The organism is Roseivirga sp. YIW32 (genome assembly GCF_057219245.1).
Window position 1 is genome coordinate 1,206,760 of record NZ_JBXVVG010000002.1, and the last position, 23,406, is coordinate 1,230,165.

Annotated in this window: 20 protein-coding genes; 8 read left to right on the forward strand and 12 right to left on the reverse strand. The window is 44.7% G+C overall.

Annotation, left to right across the window (positions count from 1 at the left end):
* Positions 1-20 precede the first annotated feature (20 nt).
* Entirely contained in the window at positions 21-1,358 is a 1,338-nt protein-coding gene (locus AC2D6U_RS14200; RefSeq protein WP_484721650.1) for a dihydroorotase, read from the reverse strand.
* A 64-nt stretch (positions 1,359-1,422) separates the two neighbouring features.
* Between AC2D6U_RS14200 and AC2D6U_RS14205 the strand changes: the two genes are divergently transcribed.
* Together AC2D6U_RS14205 and AC2D6U_RS14210 are read left to right on the forward strand one after the other, a co-directional pair.
* Positions 1,423-2,727, forward strand: coding sequence for a DEAD/DEAH box helicase (locus AC2D6U_RS14205; protein WP_484721651.1), 1,305 nt, complete (start codon positions 1,423-1,425; stop codon positions 2,725-2,727).
* A 154-nt stretch (positions 2,728-2,881) separates the two neighbouring features.
* Complete coding sequence (locus tag AC2D6U_RS14210) at positions 2,882-3,655, forward strand: DUF4097 family beta strand repeat-containing protein (RefSeq protein ID WP_484721652.1); 774 nt, start codon at positions 2,882-2,884, stop codon at positions 3,653-3,655.
* 48 nt (positions 3,656-3,703) lie between these two features.
* Here the strand turns inward: AC2D6U_RS14210 and AC2D6U_RS14215 are convergent, their stop codons facing one another.
* Complete coding sequence (locus tag AC2D6U_RS14215; RefSeq protein WP_484721653.1) at positions 3,704-5,176, reverse strand: M28 family peptidase; 1,473 nt, start codon at positions 5,174-5,176, stop codon at positions 3,704-3,706.
* Between the two features lie 183 nt (positions 5,177-5,359).
* Here AC2D6U_RS14215 and gcvP point away from each other — a divergent pair, with 183 nt between their 5' ends.
* Positions 5,360-8,266 (forward strand): aminomethyl-transferring glycine dehydrogenase, encoded by a 2,907-nt coding sequence (gene gcvP, locus AC2D6U_RS14220; RefSeq protein ID WP_484721654.1) that lies wholly within the window; start codon positions 5,360-5,362, stop codon positions 8,264-8,266.
* A gap of 348 nt (positions 8,267-8,614) precedes the next feature.
* Here gcvP and lipA read toward each other — a convergent pair whose 3' ends face one another.
* Both lipA and AC2D6U_RS14230 read right to left on the reverse strand, forming a co-directional pair.
* Positions 8,615-9,499 (reverse strand): lipoyl synthase, encoded by an 885-nt coding sequence (gene lipA, locus AC2D6U_RS14225; RefSeq protein WP_484721655.1) that lies wholly within the window; start codon positions 9,497-9,499, stop codon positions 8,615-8,617.
* 66 nt (positions 9,500-9,565) lie between these two features.
* On the reverse strand, positions 9,566-10,291 hold the full coding sequence (locus AC2D6U_RS14230; RefSeq protein WP_484721656.1) for a hypothetical protein: 726 nt from the start codon (positions 10,289-10,291) through the stop codon (positions 9,566-9,568).
* A gap of 61 nt (positions 10,292-10,352) precedes the next feature.
* Between AC2D6U_RS14230 and AC2D6U_RS14235 the strand changes: the two genes are divergently transcribed.
* Positions 10,353-10,757 (forward strand): OsmC family protein, encoded by a 405-nt coding sequence (locus AC2D6U_RS14235; protein WP_484721657.1) that lies wholly within the window; start codon positions 10,353-10,355, stop codon positions 10,755-10,757.
* Positions 10,758-10,843: 86 nt separating this feature from the next.
* On the opposite strand, the gene ettA is transcribed toward AC2D6U_RS14235, so the two are convergent.
* Entirely contained in the window at positions 10,844-12,526 is a 1,683-nt protein-coding gene (gene ettA / locus AC2D6U_RS14240) for an energy-dependent translational throttle protein EttA (protein WP_484721658.1), read from the reverse strand.
* Positions 12,527-12,579: 53 nt separating this feature from the next.
* Here ettA and AC2D6U_RS14245 point away from each other — a divergent pair, with 53 nt between their 5' ends.
* From AC2D6U_RS14245 to AC2D6U_RS14260, 4 genes are all read left to right on the forward strand, one after another.
* Positions 12,580-13,851 carry a DUF349 domain-containing protein gene (locus tag AC2D6U_RS14245; protein ID WP_484721659.1) on the forward strand — a complete coding sequence of 424 codons (1,272 nt, stop codon included), beginning with the start codon at positions 12,580-12,582 and terminating at the stop codon, positions 13,849-13,851.
* A gap of 117 nt (positions 13,852-13,968) precedes the next feature.
* Complete coding sequence (locus tag AC2D6U_RS14250) at positions 13,969-14,190, forward strand: DUF2795 domain-containing protein (RefSeq protein ID WP_090257868.1); 222 nt, start codon at positions 13,969-13,971, stop codon at positions 14,188-14,190.
* A gap of 169 nt (positions 14,191-14,359) precedes the next feature.
* Positions 14,360-16,105 (forward strand): GMC oxidoreductase, encoded by a 1,746-nt coding sequence (locus AC2D6U_RS14255; RefSeq protein ID WP_484721660.1) that lies wholly within the window; start codon positions 14,360-14,362, stop codon positions 16,103-16,105.
* A gap of 3 nt (positions 16,106-16,108) precedes the next feature.
* A complete protein-coding gene (locus AC2D6U_RS14260; protein WP_484721661.1) occupies positions 16,109-16,735 on the forward strand; it encodes a gluconate 2-dehydrogenase subunit 3 family protein in 627 nt (208 codons plus the stop codon).
* A 110-nt stretch (positions 16,736-16,845) separates the two neighbouring features.
* On the opposite strand, the gene AC2D6U_RS14265 is transcribed toward AC2D6U_RS14260, so the two are convergent.
* From AC2D6U_RS14265 to AC2D6U_RS14295, 7 genes are read right to left on the reverse strand one after another with little or no spacing between them, the layout of a single operon-like run.
* Positions 16,846-17,577 carry a 3-keto-disaccharide hydrolase gene (locus AC2D6U_RS14265; RefSeq protein ID WP_484721662.1) on the reverse strand — a complete coding sequence of 244 codons (732 nt, stop codon included), beginning with the start codon at positions 17,575-17,577 and terminating at the stop codon, positions 16,846-16,848.
* Complete coding sequence (locus AC2D6U_RS14270) at positions 17,574-18,629, reverse strand: sugar phosphate isomerase/epimerase family protein (RefSeq protein WP_484721663.1); 1,056 nt, start codon at positions 18,627-18,629, stop codon at positions 17,574-17,576. The genes AC2D6U_RS14265 and AC2D6U_RS14270 overlap by 4 nt, the downstream gene beginning before the upstream one ends.
* 1 nt (position 18,630) lies before the next feature.
* Positions 18,631-19,770: a Gfo/Idh/MocA family protein gene (locus AC2D6U_RS14275; RefSeq protein WP_484721664.1), complete on the reverse strand. Its 1,140-nt coding sequence runs from the start codon at positions 19,768-19,770 to the stop codon at positions 18,631-18,633.
* Positions 19,767-21,005, reverse strand: coding sequence for a nucleoside permease (locus AC2D6U_RS14280; RefSeq protein ID WP_484721665.1), 1,239 nt, complete (start codon positions 21,003-21,005; stop codon positions 19,767-19,769). Before AC2D6U_RS14280 ends, AC2D6U_RS14275 begins: the two co-directional genes overlap by 4 nt.
* Before the next feature lie 27 nt (positions 21,006-21,032).
* Positions 21,033-21,830, reverse strand: coding sequence for a 3-keto-disaccharide hydrolase (locus AC2D6U_RS14285; RefSeq protein WP_484721666.1), 798 nt, complete (start codon positions 21,828-21,830; stop codon positions 21,033-21,035).
* A 53-nt stretch (positions 21,831-21,883) separates the two neighbouring features.
* On the reverse strand, positions 21,884-22,546 hold the full coding sequence (locus tag AC2D6U_RS14290) for a 2-C-methyl-D-erythritol 4-phosphate cytidylyltransferase (protein WP_484721667.1): 663 nt from the start codon (positions 22,544-22,546) through the stop codon (positions 21,884-21,886).
* 38 nt (positions 22,547-22,584) lie between these two features.
* Positions 22,585-23,406 (reverse strand): SDR family oxidoreductase, encoded by an 822-nt coding sequence (locus tag AC2D6U_RS14295; RefSeq protein ID WP_484721668.1) that lies wholly within the window; start codon positions 23,404-23,406, stop codon positions 22,585-22,587.

Below are 23,406 nucleotides of genomic sequence, written 5' to 3' on the forward strand. Positions count from 1 at the left end.
AAACAACTCTTTTTACATTATTATCGGTCAAATGAAAGTCGGTGTCCTAAAACAGAATCGTTCAATACGCCTTGTTCATAGGCATGGTGTCCTGAAACAAAGGTGTGCACAACGGCTGACTTGAACTGGTGTCCTTCGAAAGGCGACCAACCGCATTTGTAGAGCAAATTGGCTTTGGTTACCTCCCAAGGGCTATTCAGATTCACGATGGCCAGATCGGCAAACTGTCCTTCGCGAATGTAACCTCGGTCTTTGATCTCAAACAGTTCGGCTACGGCATGCGCACTTTTAGCCGCAATGGTCTCTAAACTAAAAACACCTTCATGGTAAAGGTCGAGTAAAGCGGGCAGTTGGTGCTGAACCAATGGACCACCCGAAGGGGCTGAGAAATAGCTGTTTTGCTTTTCCTCCATCGTGTGAGGGGCATGGTCTGTGGCCAAAACATCGATGCGGTCGTCGTTCACGGCCTTTCTGATCTCCGCTCTATCCTCAGCTGATTTGACTGCAGGGTTCCATTTGATCAATGTCCCTTTTTCAGCATAATCGGTTTCCTCGAACCATAAATGATGCACGCAGGCTTCTGATGTGATCTTTTTGTCCTTTAAGGGTATGCTATTATCAAACAAGTGAGTTTCCTTGCCCGTACTGATGTGTAAAATGTGTAATCGAGCCCCTGTTCGCTTGGCCAATTCGATGGCGGCAGAAGACGACGCGTAACATGCTTCCTCGTCTCTGATCACCGGGTGCATCGCAATGGGTACGTTTTCGCCATATTTTTCACGCGCAAGTGCCGTATTTCTTCGGATGACTTCTTCTGATTCACAATGCGTTGCAATGATGGTGGGTGAATTGGCGAAAATTCCTTCCAGTGTTTTTTGATTATCCACCAGCATATTCCCTGTGGACGATCCCATGAATATTTTCACCCCGCAAATGGTTTTCGGATTGGTCTTTAGTACCTCATCCAAGTTGTCATTGCTAGCGCCCATGAAGAAACTATAATTTGCTAAACTGACCTCTGCTGCCCGGTCATATTTTTCCTGTAAGAGTTCTTGAGTCAAGGTATTGGGGACAGTATTGGGCATTTCCATGAAAGAGGTTATCCCACCAGCTACCGCGGCACGTGATTCGGTAAAGATCTCAGCTTTATGGGTTAAGCCAGGTTCACGAAAATGCACCTGGTCGTCGATCAAGCCCGGCATGATGTGCAATCCACTCGCGTCGATCACTTTGTCAGCCGCTTCGTGTTGTAGGTCCTTGCCTATCTTACTGATCCGCTGTCCATCGATCAAGAGATCGAGCTCTTCTATTTTATTTTCGTTAACGACTTTACCATTTAAGATGAGTACTCTAGCCATAAGATTTTAATTTGCGTTCGGTTTGACGTAATTGCATTACAAACCAAGCAAGATTCAGAAAAAAATGGCAGAGAAGGCGAATAATTTTGATGAATTAAAGCTCAATAAGCAAATCCTCAATGCCATTGAAGAACTAGGCTTTGAGCAACCTACTGAGATCCAAGCCAAAGCTATTCCCTTAGCGATTGCCGGTCATGATTTATTAGGGATCGCCCAAACGGGTACAGGCAAAACCTTGGCCTTCGTAACGCCATTAATCATGAAATTGAAATATGCACAGGGCATGGACCCTCGTGCGCTGGTCCTAGCACCTACCCGAGAATTGATCATTCAGATTCATGAACATTTCATCCAATTATCAAAATACACAGACCTGCGGATTCAGGCAATCTATGGAGGGCTAGGTCCAAAGCAACAGATCGCTTTACTGGAAGGTGGCGTAGATGTGATCATCAGTACGCCAGGTCGCTTTTTGGATTTATATAAAAAGGGTGCCTTTATCCCAAAGGAAATTAAGACCATGGTGCTTGATGAAGCGGACAAAATGATGGACATGGGCTTTATGCCTCAGATCAGGAACATCTTAGAAATTGTGCCGGTCAAACGCCAAAACTTACTGTTCTCTGCCACCATGCCCAAAAATGTGGTGGAATTGACGCATGAGTTCCTGGAGTTTCCTGAGCGCGTTGAAGTGGCACCACAAGCTTCAGTTACTGAGACCATTGCTCAGCGATTGTACGAAGTGCCGAATTACAAGACCAAACTGAATTTACTGAGGCACTTCTTAGGATTTGAAGAGTTTAAGCGGGTGATCGTCTTTGTCAAGACAAAAACCAGTGCCAACGACATTGGCAAATTCTTGGGGCGTAAGATTGAAGGTGGTGTTCGGATGATTCATGCCAACAAAGGACAAAATTCGCGCATGAATGCCATTAAAGAGTTCAGCGAAGGCGAAGTGCGAGTGCTTGTGTCAACAGATGTTACCTCTCGGGGGATGGACATTAGTATGGTCTCTCATGTCATCAATTTTGATCTTCCCATTGTCTATGAAGATTATGTCCACCGCATCGGTAGAACCGGAAGGGCAAAACAGGAGGGAGTCGCTATTACATTCGCCAATGAATGGGAGATGGTGCATATTCCCAGAATAGAAAAGATCATTCAAGAAGCAATACAGGTGTTCCCCATTCCTAAAGAGGTGATCATTGAAAAAACGCCTTTCGACGAGCAGCAACTTATGGCTCGTGCTTTGGATAATATGCGAAAAAAGGCTGATCCTACTTATCAGGGCGCCTTTCATGAGAAAAAAAAGAAGCCTGGTAAACCCTCCACAAAGAAGAACTTCCGTCAAAAACGAAAAAAGCGTTAAGCATTCCTTTCAGGAATTTTCGTAGTTTCATTTAGTCAAAACGAAGATGCTATGAAAACAACACTTATTGCTTTATGCTTGCTCATAACAATCCCGATTCAGCTGGCTGGCTGCACAAGAAGATGGAGAATACCATTTGGACGAAGTTTATGCAATGGCGACCGAGGGAACCCTTTTTCTGAGGTCTGAAGATGCGAAGGTGCGCATCACTGGAAGCGATCGGAAAGATGCACGGGTAGTGATCGACAGGGTAGAAGAAATTCGAGGGATCACCACTAAACGGGCGAGTTTTGAAATGGAGATAGAAGAAAAAGATGGCGATCTATATGTCACAGAGAAAAGCCGTTCATCTACACGTGTGAATTTTGGAATCAGTGTTAGCAGTTTGAGCTACGATATTTCAATAGAGTTACCTCAAAACGCCTCATTGAAAATAGACGGAGAGGACGATGATTACTTGATCAGATCAGTGAATGGTCGTATTCGAATCGATACGGAAGACGGTGACATAGAGCTATTGAATTGCCAAGGAGATGACTTCGAAATAACTATAGAAGATGGTGATCTGACCATGGATGGAGGAAATGGGAAGCTTTATGCCAACGTAGAAGATGGTGATCTTGATTTTCGCAATGGAAATTTCAGAGAAGTTGAGTTGATCACTGAAGATGGTGATGTCATCCTCGAGACACACCTAATGGATGGTGGTATGTATGACTTGGATGGAGAAGATGCCACCATCGAATTGATCGTTTTAAGTGGAGCAGGTACTTTTACTATTTCCCGAGACGATGCACGCGTCAGCGCCAGCAGTGCATTTGAGTTGACCAGAGAGACGGAATCAAGAGTGGCGTATCAGCTGGGAACCGGAGGTGCTGAGGTTCGAATAAGTACAAAAGATGGGCGAGTCAAGCTCGAAAAGAACTAGAAATAAAAAAAGAGCTACTCGTCGAGTAGCTCTTTTTTGTTGAAGCGTTTATCTACTTCCGTAATCCATATCGTCTTCTCTGTCAACAGGTGTTCTTTTGTCTCTGTTGGCCAATAACCAAGCGGTGTGGAAAACCAACTGCGCTCTTTTTGCCATGACGTCAAAAGCAATCTTATCGACTGTATCGGTAGGTCTATGGTAATCCGCATGTGTCCCATTAAAATAGAAAATGATCGGAATACCACTTTTTGCAAAATTGTAATGATCCGAGCGATAGTAGAATCTGTTTCTATCGTTAGGATCATCGTAGCGATAGTCTAGGTCCAGACCAGTATAGGTGATGTTGGCATATTCTGAAATGACCTTCAAGTGACTTGACAGTTTTTCAGATCCAATCACGTAAACGTAATCTCTGTTACCGGACTCCTCGTGCTCAGGGTCTACTCGGCCGATCATGTCAATGTTTAAGTTGTTGACTGTATTTTCAATCGGGAAGATCGGGTTATCGGCGTAGTAGGCAGAACCTAAAAGTCCTTTTTCTTCACCGGTTACATTTAAAAACAAAATGCTGCGACGTGGTCTGTGACCCTCCTTGGCAGCCTGTGCGAATGCTTCCGCGATCTCCATAACACCTGTGGTTCCAGAACCATCGTCATCTGCACCGTTGTTAATGACGGTACCGTCTTCATTCTGACCGATGTGGTCATAATGTGATGAGATCACCAATACCTCATCTTTCAGGTCAGTTCCTTCAAGGTAGGCCATCATATTTTCTGTAGAAATGGTATTTAAGTTCTCTTTGATCATCAGGCGAACCGTTCTGTTCTTTACGGAAGAAGGATCGTCTAATTTCTCAACAGAGGTATTCATCATTTCTGCCGCCATGGCTTTTGATACATAGAACGTAATGTTCTCTTCGCTTACTTTTTCATCAAAACGAAGTCGGCTGTTCATCATTGATCTGGTGAATCGCGGTAATCTGCTGGCAAATTGCTCATCGTCTGCACTGGCAATGAACACAGCTTTGACACCGGCCTCGTTCATTTTAGTCATGACTTCTCTGCCACCACCGATGATGATCACGCCCATGTCTTTGTAGGCTGTGAAATCGGTATCGGCCGTCACTTCACCCAAATAGGCTGTGGTAAGCTTCATTTCTTTGTCCATGTTGGCATATCCGGCAAAAATGTATCCGTCACCGTTCATTTTTTTGCCTTTTGTTCTGACATAAACATTCTCCCAGTTCGACTGGTACATATTGAATTTTTGTCTGTAGGTGCCATCTACGGGCCCTTGAAGGCCGATATTTTGGTAAAAGTCTTCTAAGAATCGAGACGCTTTCTTTTGTCCTTCTGTTCCTGTTTCTCTACCCCCGAATTCATCAGAAGCCAAGATGGTCAGTTTGGCTCTCATGTCTTGAGGGGTAATGGTTTCAGCATACTTTACTGATGCATCTTGTTGTGCCAAGAGGCCTGCGGGAAAGAGCAGGGCTGCACAAATCAATGAACTTAATTTCCTCATTTTTTAAACAATTATGGATTACAAATTTTTAGCGCAGTAAAGCTAAAGATTATTTTGAAAGCTGCACGGAGGTTTTCCTTGAAAGGGAAGGTTTTTATCCCTTAGATGTAAGGAAATCAAGACATTGTAAATTACATTTGCAGCTCGAAAAGTGATGCGACTTATTCGCTTAGAAAAATACATATGACAAAGATCGATCTACGCAAAACGCAGAAATTCGAAGACCGTCACAATGGTCCGGATCAACAAGAGATTAACGAAATGTTAGAGGTGATCGGTGCATCCAGTTTGGATACACTGATAGGTGAAACGGTACCCGCCGGGATTCGAATGCAAGCCCCACTGAATTTGCCTGCGGCGAAGTCAGAATTCCAGTTCATGAAAGATCTGCGTCATATTGCTGCGCAGAACAGACTGTTCAGATCCTACATTGGAATGGGTTATTACGATACCATCGTGCCGGGAGTGATCCAACGAAACATTTTGGAAAACCCAGGATGGTATACAGCCTATACGCCTTATCAAGCAGAGATCGCTCAAGGTAGGTTAGAAGCCTTGATCAACTTCCAAACCATGGTGATGGACTTGACTGCCATGGAGATCGCGAACGCCTCTTTGTTGGATGAAGGAACGGCAGCTGCTGAGGCCATGACCATGTTCTTTGGTCAGCGCAAAAAGGAGAAGAAAGATGCCAAGGTGTTCTTTGTCGATGAAAATACTTTTCCGCAAACGATCGATGTGTTGAAAACGAGGGCAGTACCCGTTGGCATTGAATTGGAGATCGGAAAATATGCTGAACTTGATCTAACAAGAGAAGATCTTTACGGTGTCTTGATCCAGTACCCAGCAGGTGATGGACGAGTCATCAATTACAAATCATTCGCTGAGTCTGCTCATGAACAAAATGTGTTTGTCACATTCGCGGCAGATCTGATGGCCTTAACATTGATCACACCTCCTGGTGAAATGGGTGCAGATGCAGTGGTAGGAACAACACAACGCTTCGGTGTACCGATGGGCTATGGAGGACCGCACGCTGCATTCTTTGCGACTCGCGATCAGTTCAAACGCCAAATTCCGGGACGAATTATCGGTGTTTCACAAGACTCTCAAGGGAAAAAGGCATACAGAATGGCCTTGCAAACTCGCGAGCAGCACATCAGAAGAGAAAAAGCCACATCGAACATTTGTACGGCTCAGGTTTTACTTGCAGTAATGGCCGGAATGTACGGTGTGTACCATGGATCGAAAGGGGTGAAACATATCGCGCTGAAGATTCATGGATTTGCAAAATTATTAGAGAAAGGCCTTGCACATTTCGGTTTTGAGCAGCTCAACAACTTATACTTCGATACGCTGAGAATATCATGTGAGTCTGCCTTGGCAGATAAGATCAAAACCATTGCAGAGGTAAATGAATCGAACTTCCGGTACTTCGAAAACGGCGATATTGGTATTTCTGTAGATGAAACCACAAGGGTAGAGGATATTGAAACTGTACTCAATGTCTTTTCAGAAGCCGTTGGACAAAAAATGGATTTCGACTTGGACGGAGAGGCTGCTGATTTAGCGGTTGAACTTCCTGAAGAATTGAAAAGAACTTCTGATTTCATGACGCATCCGGTGTTCAACCAATACCACTCTGAGCATGAGATGTTGCGTTACATCAAGAAGTTAGAAAACAAAGACTTGTCGTTGGTGCACTCCATGATCTCATTGGGTTCGTGTACCATGAAGTTGAATGCTACTTCTGAAATGATGGCTGTGACTTGGCCAGAATTCGGCGGTATCCATCCGTTTGCTCCGAAATACCAGACTCGTGGCTATCATATGATGTTCAACGACTTGGTGGATTGGTTATCGGAGATCACCGGTTTTTATGATGTGTCCTTGCAGCCGAACTCCGGTGCACAAGGAGAGTACGCCGGTTTGATGGTGATCAGGGCCTACCATCAAAGCAGAGGAGATCATCACAGAAATATTGCCATCATTCCTTCATCTGCTCATGGTACGAATCCAGCTTCCGCAGTTATGGCAGGAATGAAAGTAGTGATCGTGAACTGCGATGAAAAAGGTAATATCGACCTTGATGATCTAAAATCTAAGGTTGAAGCCAATAGTGAGAATCTTGCCGCCTTGATGGTCACCTATCCTTCTACCCACGGGGTATTTGAGGAAGACATCAAAGAGATCTGTCAAATGATCCATGATCATGGTGGACAGGTGTACATGGACGGTGCCAACATGAATGCTCAAGTCGGATTGACGAGCCCAGGCTTGATCGGAGCAGATGTGTGTCACCTGAACTTGCACAAGACCTTCTGTATTCCTCACGGCGGTGGTGGACCAGGCATGGGCCCTATCGGTGTTGCTGAGCACTTGGCTCCTTTCTTGCCAAATAGCGCAGTAATGGATACCACGGGTGGAGATCAGCCGATCAGTTCGATCTCATCAGCTCCTTGGGGCAGCGCGAGTATTTTGACCATCTCCTACGCTTACATTGCCATGATGGGGGCCGAAGGACTAACCAATGCTACGAAGATCGCTATCCTGAACGCGAATTACATCAAGTCAAGATTGGAAGGTGAATTCGATATTCTGTACACCGGTAAAAATGGTTGGGCGGCGCACGAAATGATCGTGGATTTGAGAAAATTCAAAGCCCAAGGCATTGAAGTAGAAGACATCGCGAAGCGTTTAATGGATTATGGTTTCCATGCACCAACGGTTTCTTTCCCGGTAGCCGGAACCGTGATGATCGAGCCAACTGAATCTGAAGCTAAGATCGAACTCGATAGATTCTGCGATGCCATGTTGAGCATTCGAGAAGAGATCAGAGAGATTGAAAACGGTTTAGCGGAAGAGGGCAATAATGTGGTGAAGAATGCACCACACACAGCGAGTATGGTACTTGAAGGGGAATGGACCAGACCATACTCTCGAGAAAAGGCCGTCTACCCGACGGAGTTTGTAAAAGAGGTGAAGTTCTGGCCAACAGTGGGTAGAATCGATTCTGCCTATGGCGACAGAAACCTCATGTGTAGCTGTATTCCGGTTTCCGAGTACCAGGAAGAGGAAGCAATTGTCTAGACGATAGACAAGAGATGATTGATATTAGAAAGGCTACCTTAGGTAGCCTTTTTTGTTAGCCATCTTAAAAGCAGTAGGATACATAAGATTGAATAGTAGCGAAATGAGGATGATCACTCAATCTGAACCTATTTTGAGGGTTTCTATTGCGTTAGCATCTCCTGACTTAAACAGAATATTCTTCCTTATCAAAAATCAAAGCGTTAATTCCGGCTGATTTTCAATGAGCATGTAGCATATCAAGTCGTTTGTTTACTTCGGTCATTCCGATACACGAATCCCATAAAAAGAAAAGCCATCCTGATCGATCAAGATGGCTTTTGATATTTTTTCTTAAGCACTGAGCACCTAAACATGCACATGTCTTTCCGCATGGTAAGATGATCTCACCAATGGTCCAGACTCAACGTATTTGATTCCTCTTTTCTCACCTTCTTCTTTAAAGAAAGCAAACTTATCGGGGTGAATGTACTCGATCACCTCGTGATGTCTTTTGGTGGGCTGTAGATATTGGCCTAAGGTCAACACATCTAGTCCAACTTCTATCAAATCGTCCATTAATTGGAAAACCTGATCATCTGTTTCACCCAAACCAAGCATGGCACCCGATTTTGAGCGCTTGCCGAACTCTTTGATCCTGCGTAGCTCTTCCAAACTTCGGTCATATTTCGCTTGAGGACGTACTGGGCGATACAACTCCCTTACCGTTTCCATATTGTGCGAGACCACTTCCTGCCCTGCTTCGATCATGCGATATAAGGCATCCCAGTTTCCTTTTACATCGGGTATTAGCGTTTCGATCGTGGTGCTTGGGCTTAATTCTTTCGTTTGTACCACTGTCTGGTACCAGATCTCTGCGCCACGGTCTTTCAACTCGTCACGGTTGACTGAGGTGATCACCGCGTGTTTGACACCCATTTTCTTGATTGACTCTGCGACTCTTCGTGGTTCGTCCGTGTCGTATTCAGGTGGTCGACCTGTTGCTACTGCACAAAAAGAACATGAACGCGTACAGACATTACCCAGAATCATGAAAGTGGCTGTTCCAGCTCCCCAGCATTCACCCATATTCGGGCAATTTCCACTTTCGCAAATGGTGTGAAGCTTATTTTCGTCAACCAGCTTACGGACCTTCGCATATTCAGGTCCAATAGGCAACTTGACTCTCAACCAATCTGGCTTTCTTCTCTTATTCTCAGTGGTTTCCTTAGAAACGACAGGTAGTTCAATCATAACGTTCTCCTCTGTCTTAATGAACACAAAGTTAAACCAAAGGTTCCAAAATTAAAGAGGATTGAATTATCTTCTTTTGCCGAAATAGAGTGATAGGAAGGCAGCAGGGAAGGCACTGTAATTCTCAACAAGCGGTAAGATCTCTATTTCTCGCGTATACACGTCTAAGGTAAATCCTACTTCAAAGCCAAACACACGTTGTTTGGTTGAGTTGGTTTCAAAAGTAAGCGAGGCTTTTGCATGCAATCCGACCACAACATTGGTATCTCCTATTCCTCGGAAAGGTCCTGCACTACCACCTATAAAGGGGCGTGCGTGTTGTGGGTTCAAGGGGTCGTATTGTTCCTTTCTATTTCCCCCTAGTTCAACATAATACGGGATCTCTAGTCCTAACGTAGGTCCTGCGGCGACGATCGCAGTTACTCGAGCACCCTGTTGAGGTGCTTTTTTGAACAGAATTCTTTCCCGACCATAGGTCGGACGAACGGACACAAAGTAATTGGACTTGCCAAAAACAAAAGAGCTTCCTGTGAATGTGGTTTCTCTCGCTTCTCTTGGATGCTTGATATTGACCAGTTCAATGCCAATATTGCTGAGCGTCAAGTCATTCAATTTTTTTGAACGACGGTAATAAAACCCTGAGATCAAGCCACCGTTTGTCGCTTTAACGATACCAAAGACATTTTCAATCAAATACTCTTCATCTACCTCGCCGCTAGGGTTCACTTGAGCTAAAAGTTCAGGGGAGCCTAAAAGGAGACAAATCAATAAACAGAGAAAATATTTTTTCATCGTGCGGAATGTGTACCAAATCGGAAACGCTAAATTAACGAAAAAATAGAGCCCTTAGTTTATGATAACTGTCAAATCGAAATATGAAGGAGGATTGCGTACAAGTGCTGAGCACGTCAAATCAGGCAAAACTTTCCAAACGGATGCTCCGGTAGATAACAATGGCAAAGGAGAAACATTTTCACCTACAGATACGGTAGCTGCTGCATTGGCTAGCTGCATGATGACGGTAATGGCCATTGATGGAGAAAAGAAGGGGATCGACATGTCCGGTATGCGCACAGAAACGACAAAGATCATGTCTGCCGAACCGCGTCGCATTGCCGCTTTAAAACTAAATTTCTATTGGGATAACTGCTCAGCCTCGAAAGAAGAAAGGGCAGCGCTCAAAAACATTGGACGAAATTGCCCAGTGGCCTTGAGCTTGTCAGAAAACCTAAGGCAAGAGATCACATTTCATTTTTAGTGCATGGTTATAGTACATGGTATCTGGTACAAAGTACGTGGCTAATGGCTTTGTACTAAATACTATGTACCATGTACTAGTAACCATCAGCCCATCAATTTCTTGTACTTGATCCGTTGCGGATCGACATCTCCCATGCGTTTTTTACGATTCTCCTCGTAATCCGAGTAAGATCCTTCGAACCAATATACCTGAGAGTTGCCTTCAAAGGCCAAAATGTGCGTACAAACACGGTCTAAGAACCAGCGGTCGTGAGAAATGATCACTGCACAACCTCCAAAGTTTTCCAAGCCTTCTTCCAGTGCTCTCAAGGTATTCACATCTAGATCGTTTGTTGGTTCATCAAGCAATAAAAGATTAGCGCCTTGCTTCAGGGTCAGTGCGAGGTGAACACGGTTTCGCATACCGCCTGAAAGCTCACTCACTTTTTTGTTTTGGTCGCTTCCGCCAAAATTGAATCGGCTTACATACGCCCGGCTATTGATCTCTTTGCCACCTAGCTGAATCAATTCATTTCCTTCTGAGATCACCTCCCAAACCGTTTTGTTCGGATCGAGCTTGGTGTGTTCCTGATCGACATAAGCGATATCCACTGTTTCGCCCACTTCAAAGGTTCCAGCATCCGGTTTTTCTCTTCCAGTGATCAGGTTGAAAAGCGTGGTTTTCCCCGCTCCGTTCGGTCCGATCACCCCTACGATGCCTCCTTGAGGTAAGGAGAATTCTAAATTTTCATACAGCAGTTTGTCTCCGAAGGCCTTCGACACGCCGTTGGCTTCGATCACCTTGTTCCCCAGTCGTTCCCCAGGCGGGATGTACAATTCGAGCTTTTCTTCTCGCTCTCTCGCTTCTTGTCCGACGAGTTTGTCGTAAGCAGAAAGCCTCGCCTTCGATTTGGCCTGTCTTCCTTTAGGTGACATCCGCACCCAATCGAGCTCTCGCTGAAGTGTTTTTTGCCGTTTTGATTCTGTTTTTTCCTCATCAGCCAGTCGTTTTTGCTTTTGATCGAGCCAAGAAGAGTAATTGCCTTCCCAAGGAATACCTTCTCCACGATCCAATTCAAGGATCCAACCGGCTACATTATCAAGGAAATACCGATCGTGTGTTACTGCTATGACGGTTCCTTTGTATTGTTTCAAATGTTGTTCAAGCCAATGTACGGACTCCGCATCGAGGTGGTTGGTTGGTTCATCAAGTAGGAGCACGTCCGGTTCTTGGATCAGCAAGCGGCAAAGGGCAACTCTTCTCTTTTCACCACCTGATAGGTTTTCGATCTTGGCATCACTTGAGGGAGTTCGCAAGGCATCCATGGCACGCTCTAGACGAGAATCGAGTTCCCAAGCATTCATCTGATCGAGTTGCTCCTGCACTTTGCCCTGCTCTTCGATGAGGTCATTCATTGCATCGGGATTGTCCAAAATCTCAGGATCAGCAAACTTGAGGTTGATCTCTTCAAATTTCTTCAGTGCATTGACCACATCGGCAGCACCCTCTTCCACAACTTCCTTGACCGTTTTATTCAGGTCAAGTTGTGGTTCTTGCTCCAGCATGCCAACTGTGTAGCCAGGAGAGAAGACAACTTCTCCTTGGTACTCTTTATCTACCCCAGCAATGATGCGCAGCAGACTTGATTTACCGGCACCGTTCAGACCGAGTACCCCAATCTTTGCTCCATAGAAAAAGGAGAGGTAAATATTTTTAAGTACTTGTTTTTGTGGCGGGTAGATCTTGCTGACCCCTGCCATAGAGAAAATGATCTTATTGTCACTCATGTTGGCTGATTTTGAGTCCAAATATGGAAAAAATATCAACTGGATGCTGCTGAATGAATGAAATAACTAATTTCGGGCTAAAATCAGATAAGGAAGAAGTGGGTAAGTCAGCTTTTGGATTTGTAGAGGACGGTAAAGTGGTCAGAGCGCCTTTTGGTAAACACAAGGAGCGCATCATCGGTGAGGTGAATTCTACCGAGGAGGATGCGCTTCAATATTTCGAGAAAAAGTTTGCCAAGCTAGCGGAGGAGGTGAGTGAGATTGCTGAAAAAATTAAAGAGCAAGACAACAAGGGTTCTTTTTTGACCAAAGTGGAATACTTAAAAAGCACATTGCCTGAGTTTGATGGCATAGGAGATTTTGAAGCCCTTGAGCAAAAGATCGACGGCATGCTGTTGGATTTGAATGCTTACATAGAGCAGAATAGGCACAAGAATTTACAGATCAAAACCGCTTTATTGGAACAATTGAAGCCCATTGCTACCAGTCATGAATGGAAGACGGCATCGGCTCAGATTAAGGAGATTCAGCATAAATGGATCAAAACAGGAGCCGTTGTTGAAGACAAAAGAGAGCGAATTGAAGGAGAATACACTTCCTTGATCGAGGGTTTTTATGCACGAAGGACTGCCTTTTATGATGACCTCAACAAAATGATGGAGGAGCGAGAAGCCGATTATCAAGAGTTCATCAAAGGAGCTGAAACACTCCTAAAAGTAGATGATCTTGAAAAATTGCGTCAATTGATCTATCAAAAACAGGAGGAGTGGAAAGGACTCGGCAAGATCAAACCGGCAAAACACAGCGAGTTTTGGTCGCAGTTTCAAGAGCTGATAAAAAAGGCCTTATCGAAGACAAAAAAGAAAGCAAAAAAACTAAGTGGTGGTAGTGCTAAAGAACAGCTTGAGAAAGTCAACAACTTCGCTGACCGCTTAAAGAAAGCCAATGAGCAGTTAATGCCGACTCTTGACTTGAAAGAAGTGAAGGAGCAATGGCGGTATATTCAAAAAGTCAAGCACAAAGACGCTGGTGCCGTAAAGCGTGAAATTCATTTTTTGATGGATATGCTGTCAGAAAAACAATTCATTGACAGTTTAGTGAAGAAAAGAAAAGGAGATCGAACTGATCTCAAGTTGCGATTGAAGATCAGCAGGGACCTTCTTGAGAGAGACCGTAGAGAGTTTCTTACCTTCCAAGAGAACCTAGGGAAGTTCAACATGGCCGATGGTTTGGACAATATGTTGACTAAAAAACTCAAACAGCAAGAGCAAAAAGTGGAAGTAAAGAAGACAATTCTTGAGCAGATCAAATCTCAGTTAGCCTAAATATGCTGTTTTCGCGTGCTTACGGGAGCTTTTAGGCTGAGAAAAATAAATGGGGGTATCCTTTTGAAAATTAATGATTTATTATCTTCTTTTGCACGCTAAATAAGGAGTAGAAAAATGTATTGGACGTTAGAATTAGCCTCATATCTGGAAGATGCACCGTGGCCTGCAACTAAGGACGAGTTGATCGATTTTTCGATCAGATCGGGTGCGCCATTAGAAGTGGTTGAAAACCTTCAGGAACTTGAAGACGATGGTCAACCCTATGAAAATATTGAAGAGATCTGGCCGGACTATCCGACCAAAGAAGATTTCTTCTTCAACGAAGACGAATATTAAAAGAGACCCTGGCAACTTTGTCAGGGTTTTTTATTTACCGTTAACACAATCCTTCGCAGATCTGCAGACAGTTCAGTCTGCTTTTAAATTTTGGAATGCTTATATTTCACTACTGACCAAATGAGACATTGGGTTCGGTGGATTGCATAACATTCTAAAATTATTCTCAATGAACTTAAACCTAAAGGCAAAGCAGGAACGCACCTTTGATGCTATTGTAGTTGGCTCCGGAATTAGCGGGGGGTGGGCTGCCAAAGAACTAAGCGAGAATGGCTTGAATACCTTAGTGCTGGAAAGAGGTCGAAAGATCGAGCACATCAAGGATTACCATACCGCAACAATGGATACTTGGGATCTTCCAAACAGAGGAAGAACGCCCAAAGAAGTAATTGAAAAAGATTACCCAAAACAGAACCGAACCGGATACACGACCGCTGAAGCACATCGACACTTCTTTGTCAAGGATAGTGAACATCCCTACCAAGAGGATACCCGCTTTGATTGGATGCGTGGCTATCATCTCGGTGGACGATCCATTACCTGGGGTCGTCAGAGTTACCGTTTGAGTGATGTTGATTTTGAGGCCAACCTCAAGGACGGCATTGCTGTGGACTGGCCGGTACGTTATAGAGACATCAAACCTTGGTACGACAAGGTGGAACGCTTTATTGGTGTTAGTGGTGAGAATCGAGGATTTAAGCAATTACCCGACGGGCAGTTTCTTCCTCCAATGGAGATGAACTGCGTGGAAAGGGATTTCCAAAAGGCAGTAGAATCGAAGTGGAACAACCGATGGGTAACGATTGGTCGAACCGCACACCTAACCCAACCCTTGAGTGTCAATGATCCAAATCACCCTAATCAGGGCGGTAGAAGCCAGTGTTTGATGAGAAACAGGTGCATGAGGGGCTGTCCATATGGAGGGTACTTCTCTAGTTTGTCTTCCACATTGCCTGCAGGTTTAGCCTCCGGGAATCTGACGATCCAGACGGATGCCATTGTTCATGAGGTGATGTATGACGAAAGCACGGGCAAGGCTACTGGAGTTAGAGCGATCGATCAAAACACAAAAGAGTCAACAGAATATTATGCTAAGGTGATCTTCCTTTGTGCATCGGCTATTGCATCAGCTGGCATATTGCTTCAATCCAAGTCGGCGCGTTTTCCTAATGGTATGGGTAACGACAGCGGTGAATTAGGGCATAACATCATGGACCACCATCTCGGTGTGGGAGCGTATGCTCGGGTTGAAGGTTACGAAGACAAGTACTATAAAGGACGTCGAGCCAATGGTATCTATGTTCCGCGTTTCAGAAATTTAGGAGGAAGTTCTAATGTCGATAACTTCATCCGTGGTTACGGCTATCAAGGTGGGGCATCGCGTGAAGGATGGGGTCGAAATTTAGGAATGGAGGAACGTGTTGGTGCTCAGGCCAAAGAAGCGGCTATGGAACCGGGCTCTTGGACCATGAGCATCGGTGGTTTTGGTGAGGTATTGCCTCAACATAAGAATTATATGTACCTCGATTATGACAACTTGGATCCTTACGGCCTACCTCAAATGCGATTTGATGCAGGAAATTTTCATGAGAATGAATATGAAATGCGTAAGGACATGGCCTCAGCCGGAGCCGAGATGTTAGAAGCGGCCGGTTTCAAGAATGTGGGTACCTATGACAATGGTCCACACATGGGCTTGGGTATTCACGAGATGGGAACCGCTCGTATGGGTAGAGATCCGAAAACATCTGTTTTGAATAAATGGAATCAGATCCATGCGGTCAAAAACGTATTTGTGACGGATGGGGCATTCATGACATCAGCTGCTTGTCATAACCCATCTTTGGGCTATATGGCTTTCTCAGCAAGAGCAGCAAACTATGCGGCAGATCAATTGAAAAAAGGAAACATTTAAATCATGGAAAGAAGAGAAGCACTTAAAAATATTGGTTTTGGTTCAGCAGCCATCTTTAGTACCTCTGTTTTGTTCGGTTCTTTGCAGAGTTGTTCTGCGACTCCGAAAGTAAACTGGGTTCCTGTTTTCTTTAATGCAGAGGAGGCAGCTCAACTCGAGCGTGTTTGTGAAGGGATTTGTCCGAAAACAACCACACCGGGTGCCATTGAAGCGGGTGTGCCCGCGCATTTGGATAAAGTGATGGCGGCCACCGCTAATGAGCCAGAAATACAGTTGACTCGTCAAGGGCTTGGGGTATTTGTTGAGCAATTCAACGAAAATCAGGAAGTTGATTTCTTTGAGGCTACTACGGAGCAAATGACATCGGTTATCAACGGGTATTTCAAAAAGTATGACGAAAATCCAGAGACGTTAAGAAGTTTAAGGGAGGCGATGCGTGAGGAAAACCCCACCTTGACACCAGAGTTACAAGAAGCGCTATTTGTTACGCAGATAGTCAACTCAACCTTCTGGAGTTACTTTACCTCTGAGTTGGTCGGTGAAACTGTGATGCGGTATGATCCGATTCCAGTCAAATATGAAGGATGTATTCCCTACGAGCCGGGGCAAAAAGCCTGGTCGAGTGTGTGATCATCATAAATCGAAGCGTCCTGATGGCAGCGTCAGGACTTTTTTTGAGACGATAAAAAAAGCCATTCTGATCATTCAGAATGGCTTTTCTTGTTTTTGGGCTGTCGTGTTTATAGCTCTCTCACCCAAATATTCCTAAATCTGACAGGGTTGCTGTGGTCCTGTAAGATGATGCTGCCGTCCCCATGTGCTGGATTTTTAGGGAAGCCGATATACTCAGTCGTTCCCAGCAGTCTTTGATGGTTTTGAATCACCACGCCGTTATGAATCACGGTCACATAACCGTCTTTTACCTTGATGCCATCTTCATTGAACTCAGGGGCATGGAAGATGATGTCGTAAACATTCCATTCGCCGGGTGCTACTGTTGCGTTCACCAATGGGATGGACTGTTTGTAAAGTGAGCCTGCTTGTCCGTTGGAATAGGTTCTGGAAACATAGCTATCCAATACTTGTACTTCGTATCGTTCTTGCAAAAAGACTCCGGAGTTGCCTCTTCCTTGTCCTTCTCCTTCGATCACAGTTGGGGCGCTCCATTCAATGTGCAATTGGATGTCACCAAATTTGCGATTGGTCATGATGTCGCCGGTGCCTTTGACCACTTCCATATAGCCATTTTCAACCTTCCATTGTGCTGAGGAGCCATCTTTTCTCGATTTCCACTCGTTCAGATCAGTCCCATCAAATAATACAATGGCATCCGATGGAGCTGCGCCGTTCTTACCTGGCGTCACTTTTCTCGGTACTGGATCCCAGACCTCTGTCGCTTTGGGGTCGGTGATTTGGCCAAAGGCGCTTCCTCCGAGAATGAATAAGGCGATGATTAGTAGTTGCTTTTTCATGATTTGTCTATACCTAAAAGTTTCTTGAATTCTTCTTCGCTGATGCCTGCGTCTGCAAAGTCATCAAAGTTTTTCTGTGTGGCTTCAATGATAAAATCACTGATGTACTGAGCACCCTCTCTTGCCCCTTGTTCAGGTGATTTGATGCAACACTCCCATTCCAGAACAGCCCACCCGTCATATCCGTATTGGGTCATTTTCGAGAAGATGGCTTGAAAATCAACCTGACCATCTCCAATGGAACGGAAGCGTCCCGGACGATCTATCCAATCCTGGTACCCACCGTAAACACCTGATTTTCCATTGGGATTGTATTCGGCATCTTTCACATGAAACATGCCGAAAAACTCATGGTAATGGTCGATATAGGCAAGGTAATCGAGTTGTTGTAAAATGAAATGTGAAGGGTCATAAAGTAATTTCACTCGCTCATGCTTCCCGGTAGCCTCATAGAACATCTCAAATGAAGTGCCATCATGTAGGTCTTCACCTGCATGCACTTCATAACAAACATCGACACCTTGCTCATCGAAGTGATTGAGGATTGGCTTCCATCGATCGGCTAATTCTTTGAATCCTTTTTCGATCAAGCCGGCTGGTCTTTGTGGCCAGTTGTAAAAATAAGGCCATACCAAGGCGCCTGAAAATGTTGCATGGACATCAATACCTAAGTTTCTTGAGGCAACAGCAGCCTTTTTGACCTGATCGATGGCCCACACATTGCGCTGTTTGGCATTCATGCCTTTTGGCGCAAAGCCTTTAAAAAGTTCTTCATAAGCAGGATGTACAGCCACCAATTGACCTTGTAAGTGTGTAGAGAGTTCGCTCACTTCAAGCCCGTATTGAGCCAATGTACCCTTCAATTCGTCACAATAGGTTTTGCTCTCAGCAGCTTTGTCCAGATCGATCAAACGACTATCCCAAGTAGGTATTTGAACTGCTTTATAACCTAACTCACTGGCCCATTTGGCAATGTTAGGTAGGTTGTTAAAAGGCGCAGTATCATCTGCGAATTGCGCTAAGAATATTGCCGGTCCTTTGATTGTCTTCATACTAGTCTTCTATTTGAGTCCAAATATTTCCATTATTTGAGGAATGTAGAGTTGCTTCGATAAACTTCATTCCTCTAACACCTTCTCTGATGGTTGGATATTCACCATCAAGCACTTTTTCGCCTCTTATGGCCCTCGCTGTACCCTTATAAATATTCCCCATGGAATCAAAAATCCCCTCTGGATGACCAGGAGCCATTTTCGTACTGATCTTGGCAAGCTCGCCATTGTATTCATGGCCCGGCTTCAATACTTGAAGGGCTTTGCCTTCATCCATGTAGTAGAGATAATTTGGGTTTTCTTGTTCCCATCTCAGACCACCTTTGGTGCCATATACAGCTACGCGTAAACTGTTCTCTTCGCCCGTAGCGATTTGGCTCGCCCGTACAATTCCTTTTACACCATTGTCAAAACGCAGTAGGGCAGTACCATCTACGTCCAATGCATTATCTGCATATAGGGTTTCCAATTCGGCGAGTACCGCATCCGTTTTCAATCCTGTCATGTATTCTGCCAGGTTAAAGGCATGAACACCGATATCCCCCATGCAGCAGCTTTGTCCAGCCTTGGCGGGATCAAGGCGCCAAACGGCTTTTCGTTTTTCCTTTTCGTGAATGACAGGATTGATCCAGCCTTGATAATACTGTGCATCTACTTTTTGAATTTTACCGATCACTCCACTTCTGATCATATCGCGCATTTGTCTGACCATGGGATAACCTTGGTAGGTATGCGTGAGACAGAAGACTACCTTGTGCTTGGCCACGAGCGCTTCTAACTCAACAGCTTCCGCAGCAGTATTGGTCACCGGCTTTTCACAGATGACATGAAATCCATTTTCGATCAACTGCTTGGCCATGGGGTAATGCAAGAAGTTGGGCGTAACAACTGTCACTACCTGAATGCGTTCTGATTCAGGTCTTGCTGTTTCTCCAGCAACAAATTCGTCAATGGTAGGATACACCCTTTCAGGATCGATATCGAGCCCATTGGCAAAGGTGAGCGCCCGATCATAATCCGTATCGAAGGCACCGCCTACCAATTGATAATCTTCACCTGTATAAGAAGCTATGCGATGAACGATTCCAATGAAGGAGCTTAATCCACCACCGATCATTCCTAATCTAATTCTGTTACTCATGATTCTTTATATTCTACTTTTTCATTTTTGAACGTGATTGCGAACAGGACAAAAACAAGTGCAGCGAAGGCAGCTGGTAAAATCCAGATGCTGTTCCAATCGTGTCCATCACCAACAACATAATATTCAGAGATCTGTCCTGCAGCCCAGAATCCTATCAACATACCAACACCATAAGTAGCCAGTGTGATCAAGCCCTGAGCAGAGCTTTTGAATTTTTCACCAGCTTTTGAATCAGTGTAGATCTGACCTGAAACAAAAAAGAAATCATAGCAGATGCCGTGAAGCGCAATTCCTAATAGGAGCATCCAAACACCGCTATCCGCATTGCCATAGGCAAAAAGCACATAGCGGAGTGCCCACGCCAACATGCCAAACAAGAGCGTCTTTTTTATGCCGTACTTCTTTAAGAATAAGGGGAGCAATAGCATGAAAAGGACCTCAGATAACTGTCCTATCGTCATTTTACCCGTGGCATTGGCAACGCCTATTTCTGTTAGAAAAGGGTTGGCATTTTGGTAGTAAAAAGCCAGTGGAATACAAATGAGAACAGAAGAAAAGAAGAAAATGGCAAAATTCTTATTGGTTAAGAGCTTCAAGGCATCCAAGCCAAGGATTTCTTTGATTCCGGCTTTTTCAGATTTATCTGCCATTGGCGGTGTTTTTGGAAGTGTAAAGCTAAAAAGACCAAGAGCACCTGAAGCAATGGCTGTCATCAAGAAAGTGTTTTTGAGCATGCCGTCTGCAATTGATGCTTGAGAATCCCATGAGAAGACATAACTGATCACAAGACCTGCGATGATCCAGCCTATGGTACCCCAAACCCGTATTTTTGAAAAGTCCTTTGCAGGATCAGCCATCGTTCTAAAGGCAACTGAATTCACTAATGCTAATGTGGGCATGTAAAGGATCATGTAGCCGAGCACATACGGATAGAAGACAGCGAAGTCAGTGGTGTTGGCCATCAAGTACATCAATAAAGCGCCTATCAAGTGGAGTACACCAAGAATGCGTTCCGCATTGAAGTACCGATCGGCGATCAAGCCAATGATGAATGGGGCAATGATAGCACCCCATGATTGCGTGGAGAATGCTTGAGCGATCTGCCCGTCTGTCGCATTTATGTTATTTCCTAAAAATGTTCCTAAGGTGACAAACCAGCCACCCCAAATGAAAAACTGCAAAAACATCATGACGCTGAGTCTGATCGTGATGCCCATAGTGTTTGAACTCATATCTTTTTAGTTAGTAGTCAGTAAAAATTATTCTTCGTTGTCCAGTGATCGGATCAATATTTTCCTGAATTGAATGGGATGGCTTTCACTTTGAAGTGCAAAATAGCCACCGTTTACAGGTTCATTTTCTTTCATTACCCCTTCCTTGAGGTTATTTGCCATATCACCCCCCATGATTGGGTTTTCATATTTGATCAATGTATCACCATTAATGACATGCGCAATTCGGCCATCTGCCCTCGCCACAATGTCCATAGTCACCCACTCTTCGCCATCGTAAGTTGGCGCCTTTGCATTAATGCAGTGTTGGGTGATCAATTCACCATCCATGTAGACATGCATGCCGGGGGTGCACAGGTTGCCGGTAGGTCTTGGGCCTTCTCCAAGGCCACCTAAGAATTGGGCTTCGAGGGAGATTGGAAAATCCTGCTGTTCGCCCATTGAGTCTGGGGATTGGGCATGAAACATTACACCACTATTCTTGGTCGCCCATCGCTGCCCTCCTGTAGCTTGTTCTCCAACGAACCGATACTCCACGCGAAGGACATAATTAGAAAAAGGCTCTTCATAAAAGAGGTGTCCAAATCGATTAGAGAAACGCGCATAGTTCTCATAGCTCACGGTAAGCAAGCCATCTTCGACACGAAAGGTTTCACCGTAATTCTCACCAGTTGCGTACCCCGTGATCTTTGGGATCCAGCCGGTAAGGTCTTTGCCGTTGAATAGACTGCGCCATTCGCTTTGATCAGAAGAGTTATTGCAGCCGAATAGCAAGGAGCTGATGAAAAGTAAGCAGATGAGTGGGTTGATGTAGAGTTGTTTCATTTTCAAAAACGATGCAATAAGATAGAGAAAATCTAAGGGATTTCAAGTTGCTTTTATGCGTCTAAATAGGTTTCTGCAACCAATAGGTCTTCCGGTGTGGTGATCTTTATGTTTCGATAATCACCATCAATCAAATGGATGCGTTCGCCCATGGCTTCTAAAACCGCAGCATCGTCTGTGAATTCTGTATGGGTTGCGAGTTGAAAAGCCCGTTTTATGCGCTCAATCTGGAAGGTCTGTGGGGTTTGGATGAGTCGGTAGGCCGCCCTGTCCTCTGCAGAATTGGTATCCCCCTCGACTCTTCTTATGGAGTCTTTTAGTGCTACTGATGCAATGGCATTCCCATTTGTTGCCGCCTCTTGAAAGGCTGATCTGATGAGTTGTTTTTTGATGATTGGCCGCACCCCATCATGGATCGCGACGAGGCCCTCTTCGCTTTTTAGGCTATTTAAGCCATTCTGTACGGATTCAAATCGTGTATTTCCACCTTCTACGACAGTATGAGGAATGAAAAAGGCATTTTTTTGACATAGCTCTTGCCAAAAGCTGATCTGTTTTTTCGGCAGGACGAGAATGAGTTGGATTCCATCAAAATGGAACGCCTTAAGCGTGTGCATGAGAATGGGTTTACCCAAAATGGGCATGAATTGCTTAGGTAGTTCACTTCTCATTCGAGAGCCACTTCCACCAGCAACGATCAGGGCATACTTTTGCATGTCCTAAAATAGGAAAGCCAATGATTCAAACGAATCAATTAACCCATAATATGATAGCCACCATCAACATGTCTGATCTCGCCCGTGATTCTAGCGTTGGGTCTAAAGAGGTGAACGATCTCGAAAGCCAGATCTTCAGGACGTGCATTACCGAGTGGACTTAGCTTATCTGAGATCTCTATGTCTCGATCTGTCAAGGTTGCATTGCCTGCTTTACTGCCCATAAAGGGTGAAAACCGAATGGCATTGACTCGTGTTCCGTTTCGTTTACCCAGTTCATCGGCTAATTCTATGGTGATTCTTTCCAGTGCGGCTTTGGCGATACTGATGTTTCGATAGGGGTGAAAGGTGACTTTTTCAGCGGCGATATAGCTCAAGGAACAAATAGAAGCTGCCGGTGCCAGCACATCGTGTTTGAGCAAGAAATGGGTTAGTCGCACCAGGGAGTAAGCAGAAACGTCCATTGTATCGCAAAACTCTTCGCGCGTTACTTCGATCAAGGGTTTGACTTGCTTTTGCCGAATGGTTTTATCCATGGCGATGGCATGTAATAGGCCATTGAGTTTGACGCCCTGTTCTTTCAAGGAAAGAGCAAGCTCTTCCATGCTGTCGTCAAGGGTTACGTCAAGGATATAGCAGGGTGCTCCTGGCAACTCTTGCTTGACCGCCTGTTCGAACTGCTCATAGGTGCCCTGAAGGAAAGCTTTTGCTCGCTCAGAGAGTGATTGGTGAAAAGTGGTTTCGCCCAATCCTGTACAGACTATTTTTCCTTTTTGTTTGATGATCTCTTTGGCGGTGTACATGGCCAAGGATTGCTCGTCAGCTATCCCTGTAATTAAAAAAGTGTTTCCTTCTAGCAT